Annotated in this window: 19 protein-coding genes and 1 tRNA gene; 11 read left to right on the top strand and 9 right to left on the bottom strand. The window is 72.9% G+C overall.

The features are described from left to right. The first annotated feature begins 192 nt into the window (after positions 1 to 192). Positions 193 to 723 (top strand): cell division protein SepF, encoded by a 531-nt coding sequence (locus ACIBSV_RS16000; protein WP_395863263.1) that lies wholly within the window; start codon positions 193 to 195, stop codon positions 721 to 723. Positions 724 to 784: 61 nt separating this feature from the next. Here the strand turns inward: ACIBSV_RS16000 and ACIBSV_RS15995 are convergent, their stop codons facing one another. Both ACIBSV_RS15995 and ACIBSV_RS15990 read right to left on the bottom strand, forming a co-directional pair. Beyond that, positions 785 to 1,372, bottom strand: a complete 588-nt coding sequence (locus ACIBSV_RS15995; RefSeq protein ID WP_395863261.1) for an NTP transferase domain-containing protein — start codon at positions 1,370 to 1,372, stop codon at positions 785 to 787. Positions 1,373 to 1,631: 259 nt separating this feature from the next. Continuing rightward, positions 1,632 to 1,705 (bottom strand) — tRNA-Lys (locus ACIBSV_RS15990). 206 nt (positions 1,706 to 1,911) lie between these two features. On the opposite strand from ACIBSV_RS15990, the gene ACIBSV_RS15985 reads away from it, so the two are divergent. The 8 genes from ACIBSV_RS15985 (at position 1,912) to ACIBSV_RS15950 (ending at position 11,567) form a co-directional block, all read left to right on the top strand. Beyond that, on the top strand, positions 1,912 to 3,255 hold the full coding sequence (locus ACIBSV_RS15985) for a hypothetical protein (RefSeq protein WP_395863258.1): 1,344 nt from the start codon (positions 1,912 to 1,914) through the stop codon (positions 3,253 to 3,255). A 44-nt stretch (positions 3,256 to 3,299) separates the two neighbouring features. Then, entirely contained in the window at positions 3,300 to 5,345 is a 2,046-nt protein-coding gene (locus ACIBSV_RS15980) for an AAA family ATPase (protein ID WP_395863256.1), read from the top strand. Next, entirely contained in the window at positions 5,338 to 6,612 is a 1,275-nt protein-coding gene (locus ACIBSV_RS15975) for a hypothetical protein (protein ID WP_395863255.1), read from the top strand. Before ACIBSV_RS15980 ends, ACIBSV_RS15975 begins: the two co-directional genes overlap by 8 nt. Positions 6,613 to 6,619: 7 nt before the next feature. Then, the gene (locus ACIBSV_RS15970) at positions 6,620 to 7,081 is read left to right on the top strand and encodes a hypothetical protein (protein WP_395863253.1); all 462 of its coding nucleotides are present in this window, start codon (positions 6,620 to 6,622) and stop codon (positions 7,079 to 7,081) included. After that, positions 7,081 to 7,962, top strand: coding sequence for a hypothetical protein (locus tag ACIBSV_RS15965; RefSeq protein WP_395863251.1), 882 nt, complete (start codon positions 7,081 to 7,083; stop codon positions 7,960 to 7,962). The genes ACIBSV_RS15970 and ACIBSV_RS15965 overlap by 1 nt, the downstream gene beginning before the upstream one ends. Further along, entirely contained in the window at positions 7,959 to 10,526 is a 2,568-nt protein-coding gene (locus ACIBSV_RS15960) for an Hsp70 family protein (protein WP_395863249.1), read from the top strand. Before ACIBSV_RS15965 ends, ACIBSV_RS15960 begins: the two co-directional genes overlap by 4 nt. Before the next feature lies 1 nt (position 10,527). Continuing rightward, on the top strand, positions 10,528 to 10,935 hold the full coding sequence (locus ACIBSV_RS15955) for a hypothetical protein (protein ID WP_395863247.1): 408 nt from the start codon (positions 10,528 to 10,530) through the stop codon (positions 10,933 to 10,935). Between the two features lie 68 nt (positions 10,936 to 11,003). After that, positions 11,004 to 11,567, top strand: a complete 564-nt coding sequence (locus ACIBSV_RS15950; protein ID WP_395863246.1) for a Uma2 family endonuclease — start codon at positions 11,004 to 11,006, stop codon at positions 11,565 to 11,567. A gap of 14 nt (positions 11,568 to 11,581) precedes the next feature. On the opposite strand, the gene ACIBSV_RS15945 is transcribed toward ACIBSV_RS15950, so the two are convergent. From ACIBSV_RS15945 to ACIBSV_RS15920, 6 genes are all read right to left on the bottom strand, one after another. Continuing rightward, entirely contained in the window at positions 11,582 to 12,505 is a 924-nt protein-coding gene (locus ACIBSV_RS15945) for a M56 family metallopeptidase (RefSeq protein ID WP_395863244.1), read from the bottom strand. Between the two features lie 4 nt (positions 12,506 to 12,509). Next, positions 12,510 to 12,893, bottom strand: a complete 384-nt coding sequence (locus tag ACIBSV_RS15940) for a BlaI/MecI/CopY family transcriptional regulator (protein ID WP_395863242.1) — start codon at positions 12,891 to 12,893, stop codon at positions 12,510 to 12,512. Between the two features lie 45 nt (positions 12,894 to 12,938). Further along, positions 12,939 to 13,988: a cation diffusion facilitator family transporter gene (locus tag ACIBSV_RS15935; protein WP_395863476.1), complete on the bottom strand. Its 1,050-nt coding sequence runs from the start codon at positions 13,986 to 13,988 to the stop codon at positions 12,939 to 12,941. A 38-nt stretch (positions 13,989 to 14,026) separates the two neighbouring features. Continuing rightward, positions 14,027 to 14,272: a hypothetical protein gene (locus ACIBSV_RS15930; protein ID WP_395863240.1), complete on the bottom strand. Its 246-nt coding sequence runs from the start codon at positions 14,270 to 14,272 to the stop codon at positions 14,027 to 14,029. Next, positions 14,232 to 14,621: a hypothetical protein gene (locus ACIBSV_RS15925; protein ID WP_395863238.1), complete on the bottom strand. Its 390-nt coding sequence runs from the start codon at positions 14,619 to 14,621 to the stop codon at positions 14,232 to 14,234. The genes ACIBSV_RS15930 and ACIBSV_RS15925 overlap by 41 nt, the downstream gene beginning before the upstream one ends. A 348-nt stretch (positions 14,622 to 14,969) precedes the next feature. Continuing rightward, positions 14,970 to 16,172, bottom strand: coding sequence for an amidohydrolase family protein (locus ACIBSV_RS15920; RefSeq protein WP_395863236.1), 1,203 nt, complete (start codon positions 16,170 to 16,172; stop codon positions 14,970 to 14,972). Between the two features lie 212 nt (positions 16,173 to 16,384). Between ACIBSV_RS15920 and ACIBSV_RS15915 the strand changes: the two genes are divergently transcribed. Further along, positions 16,385 to 17,395: an acetamidase/formamidase family protein gene (locus tag ACIBSV_RS15915; protein WP_395863234.1), complete on the top strand. Its 1,011-nt coding sequence runs from the start codon at positions 16,385 to 16,387 to the stop codon at positions 17,393 to 17,395. An 83-nt stretch (positions 17,396 to 17,478) separates the two neighbouring features. Further along, positions 17,479 to 18,180, top strand: coding sequence for an endonuclease V (locus ACIBSV_RS15910; RefSeq protein WP_395863232.1), 702 nt, complete (start codon positions 17,479 to 17,481; stop codon positions 18,178 to 18,180). Positions 18,181 to 18,380: 200 nt separating this feature from the next. On the opposite strand, the gene ACIBSV_RS15905 is transcribed toward ACIBSV_RS15910, so the two are convergent. Then, the gene (locus tag ACIBSV_RS15905; RefSeq protein WP_395863230.1) at positions 18,381 to 20,948 is read right to left on the bottom strand and encodes an ABC transporter permease; all 2,568 of its coding nucleotides are present in this window, start codon (positions 20,946 to 20,948) and stop codon (positions 18,381 to 18,383) included. Positions 20,949 to 20,952: the final 4 nt, after the last annotated feature.

Here is a 20,952-nt window from a genome sequence, read left to right as displayed (position 1 = left end):
ATGCACGGATAAAGATCTCAAATGGCGTCAGAAGCCGCACTGGGTACGCCCGTTCGAGGTTGCTTGGATGATCTGTCCGTTTATAGGCGCGTCGTTCGACGCATCAGACCCGGCACTCGCATACAGTTCGGTCGAGTGGAGGATGACGAGATAGCCCGGACGGGGCCGGGACGAGCGGACGCGGAGGTGCCCATGGGCGCATTGCGCAAGGCCGGCTCGTGGCTCGGGATCGGTTCGGGGGACGTGGACGACGACCTGTACCGCACCGGCGCGGGTGCCTACGAGACCGGTACATACGACGCAGACGACGACGACACGGGGTCGCGCTGGGTCTACGACGACGAGCCCGAGGAGTCGCGTTCGCGTGCCCTGGAGGGCAGCGTGGTTCCGGCGTCGGAGGTGTTCGCCGCGCGGGCGGCCGCCACGGAGACGCCGGCTCGGCCGAGCACGCGCATCGCCGTCGTACACCCGAAGAGCTACCACGAGGCAAGGGCGATAGGCGAATACTTCCGGCAGGACATTCCGGTCGTGATCGACCTGACGGCGATGGACGAGTCGGACGCCAAGCGGGTCGTCGACTTCGCCTCCGGGCTGACCTTCGGTCGGCGCGGCGCGATCGAGCGGCTGGCGAAGCGGGTCTTCCTGCTGATGCCGGCCGACGCACGGCTGCTGACGGGCGACCCGTCCCAGCAGAACCACGACGGGTTCTTCAACCAGGCGTGACCCGCGCCGCACACAACGCCTCGCGCGGACCCGGGCCCCGCCGGCCCGGGTTCGCGCCCCGTCAGGAGTCGAGCCGGTCCAGGTCGGCGGGGGTGTCGATGTCGTACGGGTCGGCGATATCGGCGCACTCGATCAGACGTACCCGGGCGCGCTGCGCGGCCAGCAGGGCCCGGGCGCCGGCGTCGCCCTCGGCGGTACGGATCAACTCGGGCCACCAGGCGCGGCCGAGCAGGACGGGGTGGCCGCGGGTGCCGGCGTAGCCCGCCGCGATCAGGTCCTCGGGGTCGCCGGCCGCGGCGATCAGGCGCGCGACGGCCGGGGCGCCGACGCCGGGCATGTCCACGAGGGTGACCACGACCGCGTCGGCGTCGGTGGGCAGGGCGGCCACTCCGGCGGCGAGCGAGGAGCCCATACCGCTCGCCCACTCGTCGTTGCGCACCACGACACAGCCGGTCAGATCCGCCTCGGCCAGTACGGCGTCGGCCTCGGCGCCGAGCACCACGACGACCCGCTCACACCCGCCGCGCACCAGTTCGCCCACTCCGAACTCGACCAACGGCCGGCCCCGATGCGTCAACCGTGCCTTGGCCCGCCCCCCGAGCCGTCGCCCACCACCGGCCGCCAACAACAACCCGACCACAGCAACCACGGAATGCTCCCGTCCTTGTCCCCACCGATACCCAGACCGTCACCCGAACCGCCCCGACGCACGGCGGCGGGCCCGAGCGCGCCGCGCCGGAGCGCGGTGCACCCGCGGGCTCGGTGCGTGACGCGACGGGCGGAGCGGGCGGGCACACCCTACGAATCCCCAGCGTGCAGCGTCAGCTCCGCGAGTGCCCCGCCCTAGAGGGTGTGGACGACGAGAAGGGCCCGCCGAAATCGGCGGGCCCTTCTCGATGTTGCCGCTGTGCGCCGCCAGGGACTCGAACCCCGGACCCGCTGATTAAGAGTCAGCTGCTCTAACCAACTGAGCTAGCGGCGCTTGCTGCGAGAGAAATACTACCCGATGTTCGGGACCGTTCTCACCCGGGTTTCCCGGCACGAGGGGCCTCACCGCCGGTGACGATCACGTTACGGGGACGGGTTCACCGGGTGCGCTCCCTGGTGTTGGTGTGGCCGAGTACCGTGCTGCTTGTACGTCGTCGCGATCGGTCCCGTCGGGCTGGTCGTGCTCGCGGGGGAGACGCCATGTCGGATGCCGGGGCGGTACGGGCGTTCCGGACGGCCACGCATCGGGAGGGCGAGGTGGAGCCTCGACTCGTCGCGATGCGCGACTTTCTGGCCAACGCCTCCGACGCCGAGGTGGCCCGCAACCGGGGCCTGATCGAAAGTCAGATCGAGGCGGTGGCCGCACAGCAGTCGGAGACCGCCGCGCGCATGCTCGCGGAGGTGCTCGGGCGCGACCCGCAGGGTCGCTATCCGCGCGCGGTGGACGCGGTGCTGCGCTGGTGGGTGGTACAGCCGGGCGACGGCTTCACCGAGACCTGGAACACGCTGGAGCGGGCGTTGGCGAACGGCCCGCGCCCGCTGGAGCGGGCACTTTTGGACGTTCTCGGCGGCCTGGACCCGCGCGCGCCGGTCCGGCACTGGCGGGTCGCCGCGACCACGCGCGTGCTCGAACGCCTGGAGGAGCGCTTCGAGCAGCCCTCGCGACACCCCGACCACGACCTGTGGCGGCTGCTGCCGGTGGTCGCGCCACCCGGTGCGCCGACCGGGCGCGGCGACTGGGCGTGCGTGCTGGGAGATCGGGCGGCGGCGCGCGGCGACGAGGCCGAGGCGCGGACCTGCTACCGGCTCGCCTTCGAGCAGGGCTACGCCGCCGCGGCGCCGCGACTGGCCCACCGGCTCGCCGTCGAGGGACATCGTGAGCTGTCCGCCGGCGACCCGGCCCGCGCGGTCCGGTTCCTGTACGAGGCGGCGATGCTGGACCCGGACCACGCGGAGTACCGCGAGTTGCACCGTGCCGCCGTCGCGGCCCGGGACGGCGGGCCGGCCGCCGGCGCTCGGCCCGGCTCGGCGGCGGCCCTGTTCACCGAGGCGGTCGACCTGCTGGAGCGCGGTGACGACATGGGCGCGGTACGGCTGCTGCGGCGCGGTCTGCCCGACGCGGAGGCCGACGCCCGGGCCGCGGCCGGAAGCGCGAAGGGAAGCGGCGCCGCCGACCGGCCGCACCCGGACACCTGGCCCGTCCGGCTGTTGCTCGGCGCGCTGGAGGACCACGACACGATGGTGGCCGGCGCCGCGCGCGACCTGTTCGAGCGGTACGGCGCGGCCTGGTCGCGGCGCACGCCACTGGGCCCGGGCCTGGTGCTGCACCGGGTCACCCGCGCCGACCCCGAACTGGCCGCCGCGCTGGTCGAGTCGCTGCCGCCGGAACTGCGCGCCGGCCGGCTGGGCCAGGCCGTCTCGACCGCCGCCGCGTACCGAATACTGGCCCTGGGCGTGCGGGCCCTGGGCGCGGGCCGACCGGAATCGGCCCGGGCTCGGGCGGAGCTGGCCGAGCGACTGCTGACCGGCGGCGACGAGGCGTGAACCGACGCGACGTGGACGGCCGGCGAGGCGGGGGAGAAGGCGACGTGGACACGGACATCCTGGGAGTGCCGGAGCGGGTGTTCGACAGCGGCCTGCTCGCGGCCACGCGTCGGTTCGGCACCGCCGCGGCGGTGACGCGCGAACTGGGCGCGGACACCGTCGAGGTCGCGCACGCGCTGATCGCGCTGGCCCGGATCGACGGCGGTCGAGCCGCGGGGCTGTTCGACCGCCAGGGCATCCCGCCCGACGTGCTCGCGGCCGGCCTGCTCGGCTCCGGCGGGCTCGGCGGCGGATCCGCCGGTGCCCTCGTCGCCGATCGAGTCGGTCTCGATCCGGGCCGCAACGGCCGGGCCCCGGCCGGCGTGCTCGGCGGCCTGCCGGTCACCGCCGACCTGCGTGCCGCCTTCACGGCCGCCGCCGATGCCGGGCTCATCGACGAACGGGCGCTGCTCGTCGAGTTGTTGCCCCGCCTCGAGGCGGGCGCGGTGGACCTGCTCGTCGGCTACGGCCGGGTCGACCTGGCCGCGTGGCAGGCCGAGGTGGCCACACCGCGCCGGGTGGTCGAGGTGTTCCGGCCCGACGGGTCGATCGATCCCGCCGCGTTCGGTCCCGGCGCCCGCCGCGTGCTCGCGATGATGGCGACCGAGGCGGCCGGCCTCGGCCACGAGCGGTACGGCATCGCGATGCTCCTGCACGCGCTGGCCACCACCCCGGGTGGCCTGCTCGAACAGGCATTCCTGTTCCTGCGTCGGGACGTACGGGCGCTGCGCGAACAGACCATCACGCTCACCGGTACCCGAGGACACGGCGCGGCGGGCGCCGGTCCGGCCGAGCCGGACGAGTCGCTGCGGTCGACCCTGCGCCGGGCGGCGACCTTCGCCGCGACCGGAGCCGGCCCGGGCGGGGAACCGGGCGCCGACCCCGACGTGGGCACCCCGATCACCGAACGCGACCTGCTCGCCGCGCTCCTGGACACCCCCAGCGGCCTGGCGGCCGGCTTCTTCCGCGACATCGGCCTGGACCTGGACCGACTGCGCCGATTCGCCGACACCTACTACCGCGAGCCGGCCGAGCCCGAGCCGAGCCGGACCGCCGAACCGCTCTCCCCGGAGGAGGCGGTGCGCTGGGTGCGATCGCGGCTGATCGGTCAGGAGAGCGTGGTCGAGCGGCTGGCCTTCCACATCGAGCTGATCAAGCGCTCGCTGACCCGGGGCTTTCGGCCGGACGACCGGCCGCGCGCCGCGCTGCTGCTGTGCGGGCCCAGCGGCTCGGGCAAGACGATGACCGCGCGCCTGCTCGCACAGGTCGTCTACGGCTCGGAGGAGGACGTACTGGTCTTCGAGATGGGCCAGTTCAGCGCGCGCGAGTCGATCAACAACTTCATCGGCGCGCCGCCCGGCTATGTCGGCTTCGGCGAGGGCAAGTTGACCAACGGACTGCGCGACAACCCGCGCCGGGTCTTCCTGTTCGACGAGGTGGAGAAGGCCGACGCGCGGGTGCTCGACGCGCTGCTGCGACTGCTCGACGAGGGCCGGATCAGCGATCCGGCGGGCCCGGTCCGCGAGGCGCACGACGCGGTGGTGATCCTGACCACCAACCTGGGCGCGACCCACTCGGCGGCCGAGGCGGTCGAGGACGACGTGGACAGCGTGGAGAACCTGATCGGCTCGATCCTGGCCGAGGGCTCGACCGGCGGCAGCGCCGCGAGCGCCCGGCTGCGGCGCACCATGGAGGGCTTCTTCCGGCCCGAGTTCCTCAACCGGGTGGACGAGGTGATCCTGTACTCGCCGTTCGGCCCCACCGAACTGCGCGGCATCGCCGAGAACGGCCTGGCCCGGCTGGCCGCGCGGCTGCGCGAGCAGCTGGGCGTCGAGTTGGGCTGGACCGACGAGGCCGCCGACCACATCGCCACCGTGGCCTGGCGCGGCCGACCGGAGGAGGCCGCGCGCGGCGTCAACCGCTGCGTCAACGCGGTCGTGCCGGGCGTCCTGCGGCTGCTCGACGAGGGCGACGCGGCCGGCAGGCCGATCACCTCGGTCCGGGTCCGCGTCGTGGCGGACACGCTCGCGGTGGGGAGCGACGATGACTGACCGAGCCACGCTGCGCGCGTTCGCCGCCCGCCTGCGCGAGTACGGCGCCGACGCCGACGCGGTGGACGGCGAGGCGTACGAGAGCCTGGGCGAGGGGGCGGAGGCGCAGCCGTGGAGCGCGCGGGCCGAGGAGTTGTGGACCGCCGGCGGCGGCTTGTGGCGCACCCACCACCTCGCGGTCGCGCTGCACGCGCGCGCCTACGACCTCGAACTGGCCGCCGACCACGAGGCGGCCTTCCCGTACTGGAAGCGGGCGTTGGCGCACTGGGCCGAGCTCTACCACGACAGCGCGTTCTGGGACCGGATGCACGAGCACCTGGAGACGGTCGGCGGCGCGCCGGTCCCGGCCGGGACCGTGCAGGAGGTGCGCGAGCGGCTGCCCCGGGACCTGCTCGCGCCGCACCTGACGCTGGCCGCCGAACACCGGGTCGGCGATCCGCCGCGCGCGCGGGCCCATCTGGACCTGGTCCGCGAGTCCGGCTTCCCGCGCTCGGCGATCCTCGGCGCCCGGGGCGACCTGGTGCGCGAGGTGTTGGCCGAGGTGTCCCGGGACGTCGAGGAGGGCCGTTTCGACGACGTCGTCGAACAGCTCGCCTCCTGGCTCGCGGTGGATCCCGGCAACCTCGGACTGGCCCGGGCCCTGCTGTACGCGACCCGGCGGCACATCGAGATCGTGGTCGCCGCGCCCGGCTGGGCGCGCAAGATCGAGGCGCTGGTCGAGCGGGTGGCCCGCCTGGTGCTTCCGGCCTGGGACGAGGTGGGCACGCCCGAGGGCTCGTTCGCGGTCGAGCTGGCCCGGCACGAGTACTGGCGCGGGATCGTGGTGCGCGAACTCGAATCCGGCCCGGCCACCGAACCCGCCACCCTCGAACAGGCCGCGCTGCGCTCGGGTCGGCACCTGCTGCGCGCGCTCGAACTTGACCGCGATCTCGCGGTCAAGAGCATGTACCGCGACGTGGAACAGCTCGCCGCCGAGGAATGGGCGCTGGCCGCCACCGCCCGACAGCGTCAGGGCCTGCCGGACGGTCACGTCCGCGACGCGCTGCGCCGGGCGTTGGCGATGTCCGCGCCGGGGCCGTGGGGACGGCTTTTCATGGCACGGGTGTTGATCAACCTGGACACCGTGTCGCCCGACGATCTGGCCACCGCCCGCCGGCTCGCGGACGAGGTGGCCGCCGATCCGGACGCGAACCATCCCGACATCGCCAACGCGCTCCGAGGGGTCGTCCTGTCCCTGGCCTCGGCGCGTGGGCCCGAATGGAGTTGAGCGCCCCATGAGCAGCGCCGTCAACGAGCCCGCCCGGGAGAACCCCTGGGCCTGGCAGGCCGGCCGAAATCCCTATCGGGGCACCGCCTTCCAGATCCTGGACCTGGCTCCGGACCTGGCCGGCCGGGCGGCGATCAAGGCGCGGGTGCGCAAGCGCAGACAGCGGATCGCGCGCGGCGCGGAGCGGTTCCCGGTGCACGGTCGGGTGCTCGCCCCGGCCGACGTGAACGCGGCGGAGGAGACACTGGCGGATCCGGCCGGGCGGCTGTCGGCCGAACTGCTCACCCACCGGCCCGAGCGGCCCGGCGCGGATCCGGCCGAACTGGCCGAGGAGTTCGCCGAGTTCGATCCGCCGGAGGCGTCCGGCCCGGTGCGGATCGGGATCGATCGACGCGTGCTCGCGGGTCTGGTGCCGGCGCCCGCGCCGCGCGAGTTCGTACCGTTGTGGACGGAAGAAGGGGCGCACTGATGGCAGCGACACCGGAGCGGGCCCCCCTCGTGGCGGACCCGCCGGCGGATCCCGAGGCGGACCCGATGGCGATCACCGAGAGCGAACGGCCGGTGCCCGAGCGCCCGCTCGACCCGCCGTTCGCGCTCGTGTACGACGTGGTGCGCGGCGCGGCGCGCGAACGCGAGGCGGGCCGCGAGGAGATGCGCAAGCGGCTGGAGTCGACGCACGAGCGCTACACCGGTCTGGCCGCGGACGCCGCGGTCGCGCTGCACGAACTGCGCGGCAGCCTGGAGGGTGAGCCGGTACCGGCCGTACTGGCCTCGATCGCCCGGCGGTTCGCCACCGCGCTGGACCGCGCGGGCGTTCGCTTCGACGACCCGGTGGGCGAGGCGTACGCGGCGGTGGGCCGTCGGGTGGACGTCGCGCACGCGCCCGACAGCGGCGACGAGAGCGCGATGATCGTGGCCAGGACGCTGCGGCCGGGCGTGCTGCTCGACGACGGCGAGGTCATCAGGCGCGCGCAGGTCGTGCTCGGCTTCGTGCCCACCGCGGCCCAACGCGAGGACGCAGCGCGTGCGGAGCGGGGACCCGCCGATTCCGGTATTCCGGCCGAGCCCGATGCGCGGGTGGAGCCCGACGCGCCGGTGGAGCCCGAGGCACCGACCAAGTCCACCGCGTCGACCGAGCCCGAGACTACGGCCGAGCCCGAGACCCCCGCCGAGCCCGAGACCCCGGTCGCACCCGAGACCCGGGCCGAGACCGACGCGCCGGGCGAGCCCGAGCCGAGAGCCGGCAGCGCCCGGTCGACCGCCGAAGAACCCCCGGCCGGGTCGGATCCGACCCCGCCGAATCCCGACACCTCGAACGACGCGAACCACGAAGGCGGTACCACCGGATGAGCATCGTGGTCGGCATCGACCTGGGCACCACCAACTCGTGCATCGCCATACCGGCCGACGCCGAGATCCCCGGAAAGGCCGAGTTGATCGCGGCCCGCCGGCTGCGGCCGGTCGGCGACTCGCTGATCGTGGCCAATCCGGACCGTTCGCCGACCACACCCTCGGCGGTGTGGATCGATCCGAGCGGCAAGGCGATCGTCGGCCAGTTGGCCAAGAACAAGGCCCGCCTGCCGGGCGCCCCGCCCGCGATGTTCTTCAAGCGGAACATGGGCACCGACCAGGTGGTCACCGCCGGACACGCGCGCCTGACCCCGCTGGAGGCGTCGACGCACATCCTGCGTCACCTCAAGCAGGTGGCCGAGGAGGCCCTGGGCGTGCCGGTGGAGCGGGCCGTGGTGACCGTCCCGGCGTTCTTCGAGACCCGGGCCAAGAACGAGACCACGCGCGCGGGACAGGCGGCCGGCCTGGAGGTGGTCGAGACGCTGATCGAGCCGGTGGCCGCGGCCCTCGCGTACACCCACGAGCGGGCCCGCGAGCTGACCGAGCCGCAGACCTTCCTGGTCTACGACCTCGGCGGCGGCACGTTCGACACCTCGGTGGTCACCTGGGATCCCGAGGTGGGCTTCGAGAACCGCTCGTTCAGCGGCGACCGCTATCTGGGCGGGTTCGACTTCGACCGGCGGATCGTGTCCTGGATCGCGGCCCAACTGCCCGAGTACGACCTGGCGATCGACAGCGAGAACCCCGCCGACGGCAAGGTCGAGGCACAACTCCTGTCGGTCGCCGAGGGGGCCAAGCACGACCTGTCCCGCTACCCCGAGACGGAGATCGTCAGCCAGTACTGCGAGGACCGGCGCGGTACCCCGATGAACATCGGACTGCCGATCCGCCGCGAGGAGTTCGAGGAGATGATCGCGGACCGGATCCGCGGCACGCTGGACGACTGCGACCGGGCGCTGGCGCGGGCCGGGATGACCGCGGCCGACCTGGACGAGATCGTCATGGTCGGCGGCTCGTCCCGGATCCCGCTGGTGGCCACGATGCTCACCGAGCACTTCGGGCGCGGCCCTCGGCTGCTCAACCCCGACCTGTGCGTCGCGCTGGGCGCCGCGCTCAAGGCCGCGAACGTGCCCAGCCGCAGTGGGCACCTGGAGTTGGACCGCCCCGAGGCGCTGCCGCCGGAGACCGACATCGGCGGCCGGGTGCTGGCCGGACCCGCGCTGGCCTCGCCGGCGGGTGCTCAGGTGCTGCTCAGCTCGGACGACGGGCGGGTGTACCTGACCGAGACGGCCGACGCGGAGGGCCGCTTCCTGTTCGCCGACGTGCCGTTGCGCGACGGCGAGAACGGCTTCACCGTGCAGGTGTTGGCGCACGGACGGGAGATCGAGTCGCGGCAGTTGACGATCGAGTCCGACGGCAAGCCCCGTTCGGACGCGACCGGCGATGTGCTCGCGCACGACTTCTCGGTCGAGTTGGTGGACGGGCTGCACGTGGTGGTCCGGGCCGGGACGATGGTGCCCTACCGCACCGACTTCCGCCTGGAGACCGCCTCGCAGGGGTCCAGTCTGCGGGTCGGTCTGGTCGAGGGTCTGGTGCCGATCGGCGAGGTCTCGATCCGGGACCTGCCCACCGACGTGTCGGTCGGCTCGACCGTCGAGGTGACGCTCGAGTTCGAGGCGGGCTGGACGATCCGGGCCGAGGCGCGGCTGCCGCAGGTGGGCGCCGAGGGCAGCGCGGTGATCGACATCCCGCGTCGGGAGATCCCGGGCTGGCCGGAACTGGCCGAGCGGCACCGGCAGGTGCTCACCGGCTGGGCGGAGAAGCGGGACGCGATCCCGCCGGCGGACGCGATCCGGGTCGGCCCGGCGCTGGATCGACTGCTGGCCGAGATCGCCGAACTGGTCCGGGACCGGATCGACGCGGGCAAGACGCACCACAAGATCCTGGAGGCGGAGACGCTGGTCCAGGGCCTGCGGGTGGCCACCACGGCGGGCAGCGCGCTGAACCCGGCGATCGGTGAGTTCGAGGACAACCTCGCCTTCCTGGCCCGGCTGGCCGACCGGCTGGTCGACCACGACCCGGTCGAGGCGGAGCGCTTCCGGGGCGCGGTCCCGGGTCTGCGCGCGACCGGGCGGGCCGCGTACGCGGCGGGCAACAAGATGGACTGGCACCTGGCCAACGAGGCGGTGCGGGACCGGATCAACGCGGCCGAGCGGATGTTGCACGGGGGGCGCTCGCCGCAGCAGTTCACCGCCGCCGAGTTCCAGGTCGCGGTGCTTCAGGAGGTCGAGTACCTGCGCCGCTCGATCCAGGAGATGGACCAGGCCTCCGCCGGCCGGCACCGGGCCGACGCGGATGGCTATCTGCGCGAGTTGGACACCATCGCCGAGGACGCTGCCGAGGTGGACGTGCGGGACGAGGCGGCGGGCAACCGCCGGTTGGTGGAGATCTATCGAGGTCGGATCATGCCGCTGCGGGCCCGGGCGGACCGCTGGATGGAACAGATCCGGGAGGGCTCCCCGCACATCGGGTTGCGGCTCCCGAAGAGCTCCCTGGAGAAATGACATGGCGTTCGCGATCACCTGCCCCCTGTGCCGCCGCCGGATCGCCGACCTGACCGAGCGCTGCCCGGCGTGCGGCGGCGACCTGGGCGCACTCGCGGGCCTCGTCGAGTTGGCCGACAGGCACTTCAACGACGCGGTCCGGTCGGCCCGGCGTGGCCGCTGGAACACCGCGGCCGAACACCTGGCGGTCACCCTCGCGCTCAACCCGGCCGACGCCGAGGCCCGCCAACTGCTCACCAAGGTCCGCTACCACCAGGACCCGAGGACCCTCCCGGACCGCCTGTGGCGCAAGGCCCGCACCCGCCTGCCGTACGGCGAACGGCTCCCGGCGCAACTCCCCCGCGAAGCGGACCTGCGCCGCCTCCTCGACGTCGCGAGCAAACGCCTCGCGGCGCGGAAACCGGGGTGACGAGCCGGGTGCTCGGTGGCGCACGGACGGACCATGGTCGCGAAGCCCGGCGACCTACCATGGGGGACATGGACCGCGAGGAGTTCGACCGGCTGACGGCCATCGCCAATTCTGTCCGCACGCCGTCCAACTACAAGATCGAGATCAGCGACGGCACGCTCGTGATGATGACCGGCCCGTCCGGCATCCACGAGTTCATCGTGCGCCGGCTGCGGATGCGCATCGAGCGCGGTATCGCCGGACGCGAGGAGTGGGCCGGGATGGCGGTTCACGGGGGGATGGACGTCTTGGACGACGCCAACCTGATAAGGCGCAATCCCGATGTCTGCGTCTTTCCGGAGGATGATCTCCTCACCGTCGAGAATCATGTGCCGGCCGCCGACGTGCGGCTTGCCGTCGAGGTCGTCTCACGGTCGAACCCGGAGAACGACTGGGAGGCCAAGTTGCGCGACTACCCGCGCATGGGCATCCCGGTCTACCTGATCATCGACCCTCGTCAGGGCACGATCGCGGTGTACTCCGAGCCGAAGGGCGGTCGCTACACCGCGCGAGCCGCCTACGCGTTCGGCCAGGACGTACCGCTGCCGCGGTTCGGCTTCGCGATCGCGACGGCGGACTTTCCCATGTACTGATCGCGCGGCCGGCCTCACAACACGTGGTCGGCCGTGCGCAGGATGGCGTGCAGGTCGATGGCGGCGTCCCAGGTGGCCCAGGTGGAGAGGGCGGCGCCGCCGAGGGCGATCAGGGTGGCCGCGCCGGGGCGGCTCCACGGGGTGGGCCAGCGGTCGGTCGGAGACGGGCCCAGCAGCGCGGCCACCCGGCGCGGGACCGGGCCGCCGGTCGCGGCCATCGCGCCACGCGGTGCGGCCGGTCCGGCCAGCGCCGCCTTGCCCACCGCGCGGGCCACCACCCGACGGTCACCCACCACGCGCGCGGCGTCCTCGTCCGCGCAGCGCTCCAGCGCGTAGCCGATCGCCGTGCGCATCGGCCGCAGCAGCGGATGCGCGCACATCGCCAGTGTCGCGACCAGCAGCACCCGATCGTGCCGGCCGCTCAGATGCGCCCGCTCGTGGGCCAGCAGCGCTCGCCGCTCGTCCGCGTCCAAGCGCGCGAGCAGTGACGCCGAGACCACGATCCGCGGCCGCCTGCCCGGCAGCGCGAACGCGGTCGGCGGTCCGGTGGGCAACACGGTCAACTCGGTGCCGCCGGCCGTCGGCACCCCCGCGCGCAGCAGTGTCAGCGCGCGTCGGCGGCGGCCCAGGACGACCGCCGCGCACAGCAGCGCCGAGGTCAGCGCCGCGCTCGCCAGGGAGCCGATCACCTGGACGTTCGGAATCGAGGCCCGCACCTGCGGATCGGACCAGTGATCGGGCAGCGGTACCCCCGGGAGCTGGGCCGTGCCCACCACGGTAAGCAGGCCCAGGCTGATGGTCGCGCACAGGGCCAGGACCGAGGTCAGCGCGGTGAGCAGGACCACCACCCGGCGCGGCGCGAGGTGGTCGGCCGCGAGCCGGGCCACGGGCACCGAGGTTATCGGCAGCAGCAACGGCAGGTAGACGATCCAACGCACGCGGCTACGACCCGCTCTCGTCCAGCAGTCGGCGCAGCAGCGCCTCGTCGTCGGTGGACAGGTCCGAGACGAACCGCGCGAGGACCGCCTGCCGGTCGCCCTCCTTGTCCAGCACCTGCCGCATGCGTCGCGCCGCCAGCCCGGCCTCGTCGTACACCGGCGCGTACACGTACGAGCGGCCCGACCGGGTGCGCTGGAGCACGCCCTTGTCGTGCAGGCGGGACAGGATGGTCACCACCGTCGTGTACGCCAACTCGCCGGACAACTGCTCCTGTACCGCGCCCGCGCCCATCGCCGTCGGCGACGTCCACAGCAGCGACAGGATCTCGGACTCCAACTCGCCGGGGCCACGTCGCGCGGGTGATCCGCCTGCTCTGCTTTCGGTCACTTCGGCCTCCGGTGGATGGGCACAACGCCCCGGCAGCCTAAACGGTCACCCTTCGCGATCGGCGACGCGTACCTGTTCCTCCAGCTCACGGCGCCGCGCCGCGGCCCGGTCCCGATCGTGCTCGCCCGCGTCGGTGATGTCCAGAAACAGTTGCTCGATCTCGGGCCATCGCTCGCGGATGGCGGCCTTGATCCGCACCGCGGCGATCTCGACGTCCTCGCTGTCCACGCCCTCGGTCAGGTCCACGCGTGCCGCGAGCAGCACCTGTCCCATCCCGATCCGCATCGTGTACACCTTGGTGACCGTGTCCACCTCGGGCTGCTCGTCGAGGAAGCGCTGTACCTCCAGTTGCAGCGCCGGGTCGGCGGCCTCGCCGATGAGTTGGTCGCGGGAGGCGATGCCGAGCCGATAGGCGACGTAGACCAGGAGCAGACCGATCCCGATCGACGCGCCGCCCTCCCACACCACGTTGCCGGTGAGTTCGTGCAGCGCCATCCCGATCAGCGCGAGCGTGACGCCGAGCACCGCGGTGGCGTCCTCGGCGAGCACCGTGCGCAACGCCGGGTCCTGGATCGCCCGCGCCTTCGCCAGCGGCCCGCGCGCACCGCTCGGCGCGTCCCGGTACATCTGCCGCACCGCCCTGACCAGCGACGCGCCCTCGGCGATCAGCGCCACCAGCAGCACCGCGTAGCCGACCAGGTAGCCGGTCGGGCTCTCCTCGCCGGACTCCCGCATCGCGTGCAGCCCCTGGTAGAAGGAGAAGCAGCCGCCCATCACGAAGATGCCGACGGCGGCGAGCAGCGACCAGAAGTAACGCTCCTTGCCATAGCCGAACGGGTGTCGTGCGTCGGGCGCGCGCTTGCTGCGGCGGATCGCGGCGAGCAGGAAGATCTCGTTGCAGCTGTCCGCGACCGAATGCGCGGCCTCGGAGAGCAGCGCGGGCGACGCGGTGATCAGTCCGCCGACGACCTTGGCCAGCGCGATCGCCAGGTTCGCACCGAGCGCGACCAGGACCGTGCCCTTGGTGTCGCTGTCGTCGCCGGGCAGCCCGGCGCTCCCGCTCGTGCCGGGCCCGGGCCCTTCTCGTTCGTCCACTTCGTTCACGAGGCGGCGTCTACCCGTCGGGCGCGGGCTCAGGCTTGGTAGCCGCGCATCGGGACGTCGAGCAGCACCTCGAAGTCCATCGGCGGATCGGCCGGGAAGCGTCCGCCCTCCTCGATCGCGGACCAGCCCAGTACGGCGGCGGCGAACACGTACCGGTATTGCCTGGCCCGCTCGGGGTCCGTGCCGCCGAGCGTGAACGCGGCGACCGCGTCGTCCTGGATCCGCAGGCCGACGTCAGGCGGCGGTGACCACCGGATCCCGGGAGACGAGGGCACGCGCCTCGGCGCGGTCCACCCGGATCGCACAACCCTCGGCGCGCAACGACTCGACCAGGACGTCGTGCCGCCGGTCGCGCGTGCGAACCGGCTCGGCGCGTGCCGGGAACAACACCGCCACCCGCCGCTCCGGCAACCCTCGGACGATGCCGGCCGGCGCCTCGACGAGCCGATCGTGCTCGTCGAAGACCACGCTCAACGGCGCGTCCACCCCGGACGCCTCCCGCGTGGCCACCAACGCCTCCCGCGCGACCCGCTCACCGGCGTGCGTGACGTGCACGGCGATCGCCCGCCCGGCCGTCCCGCGCGCGGCGGTCAGCTCCGCGACGGCGGCGTCGTCCATCCGCATGATCGGCACCATGACGACCCGAGGACCGCCCTCGGGAGCGCGGCACCGGCCCGACGGATCGAGGCGGTGCGGCGGATCCCGTCGACCCGACGAATTGCGGCGAACATGGCGGCCTCCTTTCGACCACCCCCAGCCTTCCCCCGGATCCGCCCGCCCGGCCCACCCGTTGACGCGCTCATGGCGCTGCCGGCGGCAATCCGAGCGCGTCCCTGACCCGACCAAGCCGGCGATCGTGTTCGATGTCCGTCGGGGCCCTGCCGCGCCGGTCGGGCGACGGTGTTCCCGGGTCGGCGGCAACGGCTCGCCCGGCGGCGTGCGGGCCCGCGTTCGGCGCCGGTCCGGGTCGAGCTACGCGGCCTCCGGCACCGCGCGGCCCGTTCGCCCGGGTCGCGCGGTGCCGGCGAGACGGGCGAGGCGGGTGCTGCCGGCGACCACCCGGCCGGCACGGATGGCGACGCGGTCCTGCGGGCGGGTGCGCAGCGCCTCGGGCAGGGAGTGCGCCCGGACCGCGAACAGGTCGGCGCGGGCCCCCGGTTCCAGACCGCCGGCCTCCACGCCCAGTACGCCCCGCGCGTGCCCGGCCACCGCGGCCCAGGCCCGGGCCGGCGCCAACCCCGTGGCGGCGGCGGTGGCCAGCGGGTCGGCCAGACCCATCGGGTGCCCGGCGTCGCGCAGATGGTCGCCGCCAGCCGCGACCGTGACGCCCGCCGCGACCAGTTCGCGGATCGGCAGCCCACAACCGCGCTCCGACGGCAACGCCACGACGCGCATCCCGGACGCGGCGATCGTCTCGCCGACCCGACCCAGCGCGGACGGCGAGAGCCGGTTCAGGCCGGCCAGATGACTGGCCGTGACCGGCCGGTCGAAGCCCGACGCGCGCAACAGCCGGGCCAGGTCGCCGACCACGAGCAGGCGCGGATCGAAACCGTCGTCCAGGTGCAGGTCGAGCCCGACCTCGACACGATCCGCGAGCCGCAGCAGCCGGCGGATCTCCTGCCGGCAGTCCGGCGCGAACCTGGGTCGTCCGCCGATCACCCGCGCGCCCGCGCCCACCGCGTCCACGATCGTGCGATCACTCGTCCCCGGGGTCGGGACGGCGACGATCTGGAGGTCGAGGAGCCGATGGAACTCGGCGCGCAGTTCGGCCATCACCTCGACCGAGCGCAGCGGCGTGCGGCCCTCGCCGATGTCCAGGTGCGTGCGCACGGCGGTCACCCCGCGGACGACCAGCGTTCGCAACACCTCGCGCGAGCGCCGGCGCAGATCGCCGGGTCGATAGCGGGCGGGCCGCACCTGCCAGGACCGCCACGCGCCGTCGCGTCCGTCCGGATCCGAGCCCACCGGCTCCCAGGTCAGCGCGCGATCGAGGTGCACGTGCGGCTCGGCGGGAGCTGGCAGCAGCAGATAGCCGGTCAGATCCAGCCCGGAGCCGGCCCGCGAGTACGGTCGACCCGGCTCGCGCAGCACCCCGATCCGACCGTTGCGCAGCACCACGTCACGCGTACGCCCATCCGGCAGCGTGGCGCCGAACAGGGTGATCGTGTCGCTCATCGCTACCCCCTGGGACTCGAATCCGCGACCCCGATCCGACGCGGGGTCGAGGAAACGCCCCGATACCGCGTCGCCGCGCCGCCCGACCCACTGTGACCGGGCGCTGTTGCGGCGGCGTTTCGGCGCCGTTAAGGACCACCCCTTCGGGGGCGAAACGGGCACGTAACGTGCGCGACGCCGACCGGCAACGGCGAACCCGTACAACCGACCCCATGACCATCACCGAGGCGCGCCCCGTCGCCGTACCGGGTCCCCGACGGCACCGGCAACATTTGTCGTCCAGGCCCGGCACCGTCCTGTGGGGTTGGCTGCCCGGTGCCCGGGACCGGCCGGTGGCGTTCGTCGAATCCGGCGAGACGCTCACCGCGGACACCGTCTCGCACGAGGGCCTGCTCGGCGACCAGGGCCGCGACCCGGTGGCCTTCTTCGGCCGGCACCACATCCGGGCCGATCGTGTCCCGGAGGACCACCGCGCACTGGCCGCCTCCGACCTCGCGCACGACCGCGCCGTGGACGGTCCGCACGTGATCACCGGCCCGATCTCGGTGGCCGGCGCCCGCCCGGGCGACGTCCTCGCGGTGCACCTGCTCGAACTGCGCCCGCGGACCTCCTACGGCGTACTCACCGAGCGGCACGGTCGCGGGCGCGGCGCGCCGCCGGTCACGGTGTGTGCGATCCGGGACGGTCGGGCCCGGATCCCGACCGCGACCGGCGACCTGACACTGCGACTGCGGCCGAGTCTGGCGGTACTGGGTGTGGCCACCTCCGACGGCCTGCGCCGGTTGTCCACCCGGGTGGGCTCACACGGCGGCAATCTCGACCTGCCGATCCTGGGCGCGGGCAGCACGCTCCACCTGCCGGTGCAAACCGCCGGCGCGCTGCTCTACCTCGGCGGCCCCCGCCTGGCACACGGCCACGGCGCGGCGCTGGAGGGAGCGCTCAAGGTCACTCTGCGCGTCGAGGTGATCCCGTACGAGCGGGCCCGCGCGCGATTCGGCAACCCGCGCGGCCCGTTCGTGAGCACGGCGGACGCGCTGATCCCGCTGGGCATCGGCGCCGATCCGGCCCTCGCGCTGCGTCGATGCGCCGCCCAGGGCGAGGAACTGCTGTGCTGCGGCCACGGCCTGACGCGCGATCAGGCCCGCGCCTACCTGGGTGCCGCCGCCGAGTTCGGCACGAGCCGCACCGGCGTGCACGCCCGGGTCCCGCTGCCGGGGCGGTGAGCGTCGAGCGCGACCCTCGGTGGTGCGGTCGGGGATATCGGCCGCACCACCGAGGGTCGCGCGCGGGCGGTAGCGTTTCGCGGATGAGCACCTCTTTCGCGATCGACGCGAGCGAGCCCTGGCCGAGCACGGCTGCCGAGGGGTTGGCCGTGCAGGATCGATTGCGGCCGCTGGTGGACACGGTCGGGCCCGGGCCGGGGCCCGCGCAGGTGCGGTTCGTGGCCGGGCTGGATGTGGCCTACGCCGAGGACTCGGACGAACTCGCCGCCGCCGTGGTGGTGTTGGACGCCTCGACGCACGCCGTGGTGGAGCGGTCGGTGGTGCATGGCGTGGCGACGTTTCCGTATCTGCCCGGGCTGTTCGCGTTCCGGGAGATCCCGGCGTTGTCGGTCGCGCTCGAACGGCTGGACACCACACCGGACCTGCTCGTGTGCGACGGTCAGGGGCTGGCCCATCCGCGCCGGTTCGGGTTGGCCTGCCACCTCGGCGTGCTGACCGGGCTGCCGACCGTCGGGGTCGGCAAGACGCACTTCGTCGGCACCTACGAGACGCCGGGGGACAAGCGCGGCGACGCCGCCGACGTCCTGTACGAAGGAGACGTGGTGGGGCGGGTGTTGCGCACCCGCGACGCGATCAAGCCGGTGTTCGTCTCGATCGGCCACGGTGTCGACCTGGACACGGCCTGCGCGCACGTGTTGGCCCTGACCCCGCGCTATCGCCTCCCGGAGACCACCCGCCAGGCCGACCAGGCCTGCCGCCAGGCGCTGAAGAGCACCCGGCCGTAAACCGCCGGCCGGCCCGCGCACCTGCCCGCGCCCACCCGACGGTGCTCCGCCGGGACGATGCCGCCGCCACCACCGCGACGGCATGGAAGAGCCCCCCGAACCACCTGCGCAAGGTGGTTCGGGGGGCTCTTCGGTCACCGGCTCCCCAAGGGGGGAGGATGGGGAGCCGGCTGCTTCATGGGTGGAACACCCGATTCGGGTCAGTCCGTCGCGATCGCCCGCAGGACGTTCATCCGCGCCGCCCGGAAGGCCGGCATCACGGCGGCCAGCAGGCCGACCACCGCCGCGGCGATCACGATCCCGATCACCGTGCCCCACGGGATCTCCAGGACGTCCAGGCCCTGCTTGGCGAGCAGGCGCTGGGCCCCGATACCCCACGCCATACCGAGCGCGAGCCCGACCAGGGCGCCGAAGGTCGCGATGACCATGGACTCCAGGCGGATCATTCGGCGGATCTGCCGGCGCGAGGCGCCGATCGCCCGCATCAGGCCGATCTCCCTGGTGCGCTCGACCACCGACAGCGCCAGCGTGTTGATCACACCCAGGATCGAGATGATGATCGCCAGGCCGAGCAGACCGTAGATCAGATACAGGAACGTGTCGATCTGCTTGCCGATCAGTTCCTTGTAGTCGCTCTGGTCACGGGCCTTGACCTGCGGGAAGGGATCGAGCGCCGACTTGAGCGCCGCGCCGACCTTCGACGCGTCCTGACCGGAGGCCGCGTTGACCATCATGATCTGGTACTGCACGTTCGGGACGAACTGCTTCATCACCGTGTTCGGGATGATCGTCGTGTCGCCCGCGCCGATGTCGGCGCCCTCGGACTTCTTGCGGATCGCGCCGACCTCGACCGTGGTCTTCTGCCCGTTCGGGAAGGCGATCTCGATCTTGCCGCCGATGCCGAGGTTGTGATCCTTGGCGAAGTTCTCGCCGATGGCCGCCTTGCCCGCCGAGATGGCCGCGTTGCCGCTGCCCTGGAGGTAGGTGGTCTTGAGCGTGTCGTCCATGCCCGGGTCCGAACCGACGACGAAGTCCTTCTTGCTCTTGCCGTCGGCGGTGAGCGTAGCGTTGCTGAGCGTCTGGCTGACCACCTCGCCCACGCCGGGGGTCTTCTTCGCCGCCTGGACGACGTCCTCCGGGAAGGTACCGACCAGCGACTGGATCGTGTAGTCGGCGCCCAGGGACTTCTCGATCTGCTTGTCGAACGAGGCCGACATCGACGAGGCCGCGACCGCCATGCCGCTGACCAGGGCGACGCCGATCATGATCGCCGACGCGGTGGCGCCGGTGCGGCGCGGGTTGCGCAGCGCGTTCTCCCGGCTGAGCCGGCCCATCGAACCGAACACCTTCGGGTACCAGGACGCCAGCGCCGGGACCACCGTGCGGGCCAGCAGCGGCGCCAGCACGATGAAGCCGAGCAGGGTGAACATCACGCCCAGGCCGAGGAATCCGCCGCCCTGGCTGCCGCTGTCCGCAGTGGCGCCGGCGACCAGTGCGAGCGCGCCCAGGGCGAACAGCACCAGGCCGATGATCGAGCGGGTCTTGATCGACTTCTGCGGCGGGGCGCCGGCCTCGCGCAGGGCCGCCATCGGGGCGACCTTGCCCGCGCGGCGGGCCGGCACGTACGCGGCGATCACGGTGACGATCACGCCGACCAGGTAGGCCACGATCGGGGTCGAGGTCTTGATCACCAGGGACGTGCCCTTGAGGTTGATCCCGACCGCGCTGATCAGCGCCTTGAGCCCGACGGCCAGACCGAGACCGGCCAACAGGCCGAGCGTCGAGCCGACCACACCGAGCAGGACCGCCTCCACCAGCACCGAGCGGTTCACGTCCGCCCGGCTCGCGCCGATGGCCCGCATCAGACCCAGTTCACGGGTGCGCTGGGCGACCAGCATCGAGAAGGTGTTGAAGATCAGGAAGATCCCGACCAGTACGGCGACACCGGCGAAGCCGAGCATCGCGTACTTCATCACGTTCAGGAAGCCGCTCAGCGAGTCGCCGGCGTCCTTGGCGGACTCCGCGGCCGTCTTGACCTCGAAGTTCGTGGTGTCGCCGAGCGCCTGCTCGACGCGCTGCTTGAGGACCTTGTCGGAGACGCCGTCGGCGGCGGAGACCGAGATCGAGGTGATCAGGTTCGGGTCGCCGAGCAGCCGCTGCGAAGCGGTCGCCGAGTCGAAGGAGAGCAGGGCCGCACCGGGGTTGGTGGTGGTGAAGGTCATGATGCCGGTGACCTTGACCGGGAACTGCCCGATCGGTGCGATCACCCGCAGCTCGTCACCGATCTTCACCTTCTTCTTGTCGGCCGTGTCGGCGTCGATCATCACCTCGGCCGGGCCCTTGGGCAGGTTGCCGCTGGTGACCTTGACCGGGGTGCGGTCGGTCTCGTACCAGTTCGTGGCGATGGTCGGGGCGCCCGAGGACGGGCCCACGGACTTGTTGTTCTTGTCGACGACGGTGACCGACTCGAGGTTGACGTCGCCGTGCGCTTCCTTGACGCCGTCGACCTTGGCGACCTTGTCGATGACCGAGCGCTGCAGCGTGGGCGTCTGCCCGGTGAGCGCGAGGTCGTCCTTGTCGAACTCGGACTTCGGGTTGACCGAGACGTCCGAGGCGGTGGATTTGAACAGCTCGTCGAACGTCTTGGTGATCGTGTCGGTGAATACCAGGGTGCCGGAGACGAACGCGACCGACAGGAGTACTGCCAGGGCGGACAGCACCATTCGCCCCTTGTGGGCGAGGAAGCTGCGGAACGTGGCTTTCAACATGGTG

The organism is Embleya sp. NPDC050154 (assembly GCF_044460165.1).
Lineage (GTDB): Bacteria > Actinomycetota > Actinomycetes > Streptomycetales > Streptomycetaceae > Embleya.
The sequence above is the reverse complement of the archived record's forward strand: the minus strand, read 5'-3'. Positions and strand labels throughout refer to the sequence as shown.

Coding starts and splice junctions, on each gene's coding strand:
- ACIBSV_RS15905 (WP_395863230.1), bottom strand. CDS start 20,948: ATGTTGAAAGCCACGTTCCGCAGCTTCCTCGCCCACAAGGGGCGAATG.
- ACIBSV_RS15925 (WP_395863238.1), bottom strand. CDS start 14,621: ATGCGGATGGACGACGCCGCCGTCGCGGAGCTGACCGCCGCGCGCGGG.
- ACIBSV_RS15965 (WP_395863251.1), top strand. CDS start 7,081: ATGGCAGCGACACCGGAGCGGGCCCCCCTCGTGGCGGACCCGCCGGCG.
- ACIBSV_RS15975 (WP_395863255.1), top strand. CDS start 5,338: ATGACTGACCGAGCCACGCTGCGCGCGTTCGCCGCCCGCCTGCGCGAG.
- ACIBSV_RS15915 (WP_395863234.1), top strand. CDS start 16,385: ATGACCATCACCGAGGCGCGCCCCGTCGCCGTACCGGGTCCCCGACGG.
- ACIBSV_RS15960 (WP_395863249.1), top strand. CDS start 7,959: ATGAGCATCGTGGTCGGCATCGACCTGGGCACCACCAACTCGTGCATC.
- ACIBSV_RS15970 (WP_395863253.1), top strand. CDS start 6,620: ATGAGCAGCGCCGTCAACGAGCCCGCCCGGGAGAACCCCTGGGCCTGG.
- ACIBSV_RS15955 (WP_395863247.1), top strand. CDS start 10,528: ATGGCGTTCGCGATCACCTGCCCCCTGTGCCGCCGCCGGATCGCCGAC.
- ACIBSV_RS15985 (WP_395863258.1), top strand. CDS start 1,912: ATGTCGGATGCCGGGGCGGTACGGGCGTTCCGGACGGCCACGCATCGG.
- ACIBSV_RS15920 (WP_395863236.1), bottom strand. CDS start 16,172: ATGAGCGACACGATCACCCTGTTCGGCGCCACGCTGCCGGATGGGCGT.
- ACIBSV_RS16000 (WP_395863263.1), top strand. CDS start 193: ATGGGCGCATTGCGCAAGGCCGGCTCGTGGCTCGGGATCGGTTCGGGG.
- ACIBSV_RS15910 (WP_395863232.1), top strand. CDS start 17,479: ATGAGCACCTCTTTCGCGATCGACGCGAGCGAGCCCTGGCCGAGCACG.
- ACIBSV_RS15950 (WP_395863246.1), top strand. CDS start 11,004: ATGGACCGCGAGGAGTTCGACCGGCTGACGGCCATCGCCAATTCTGTC.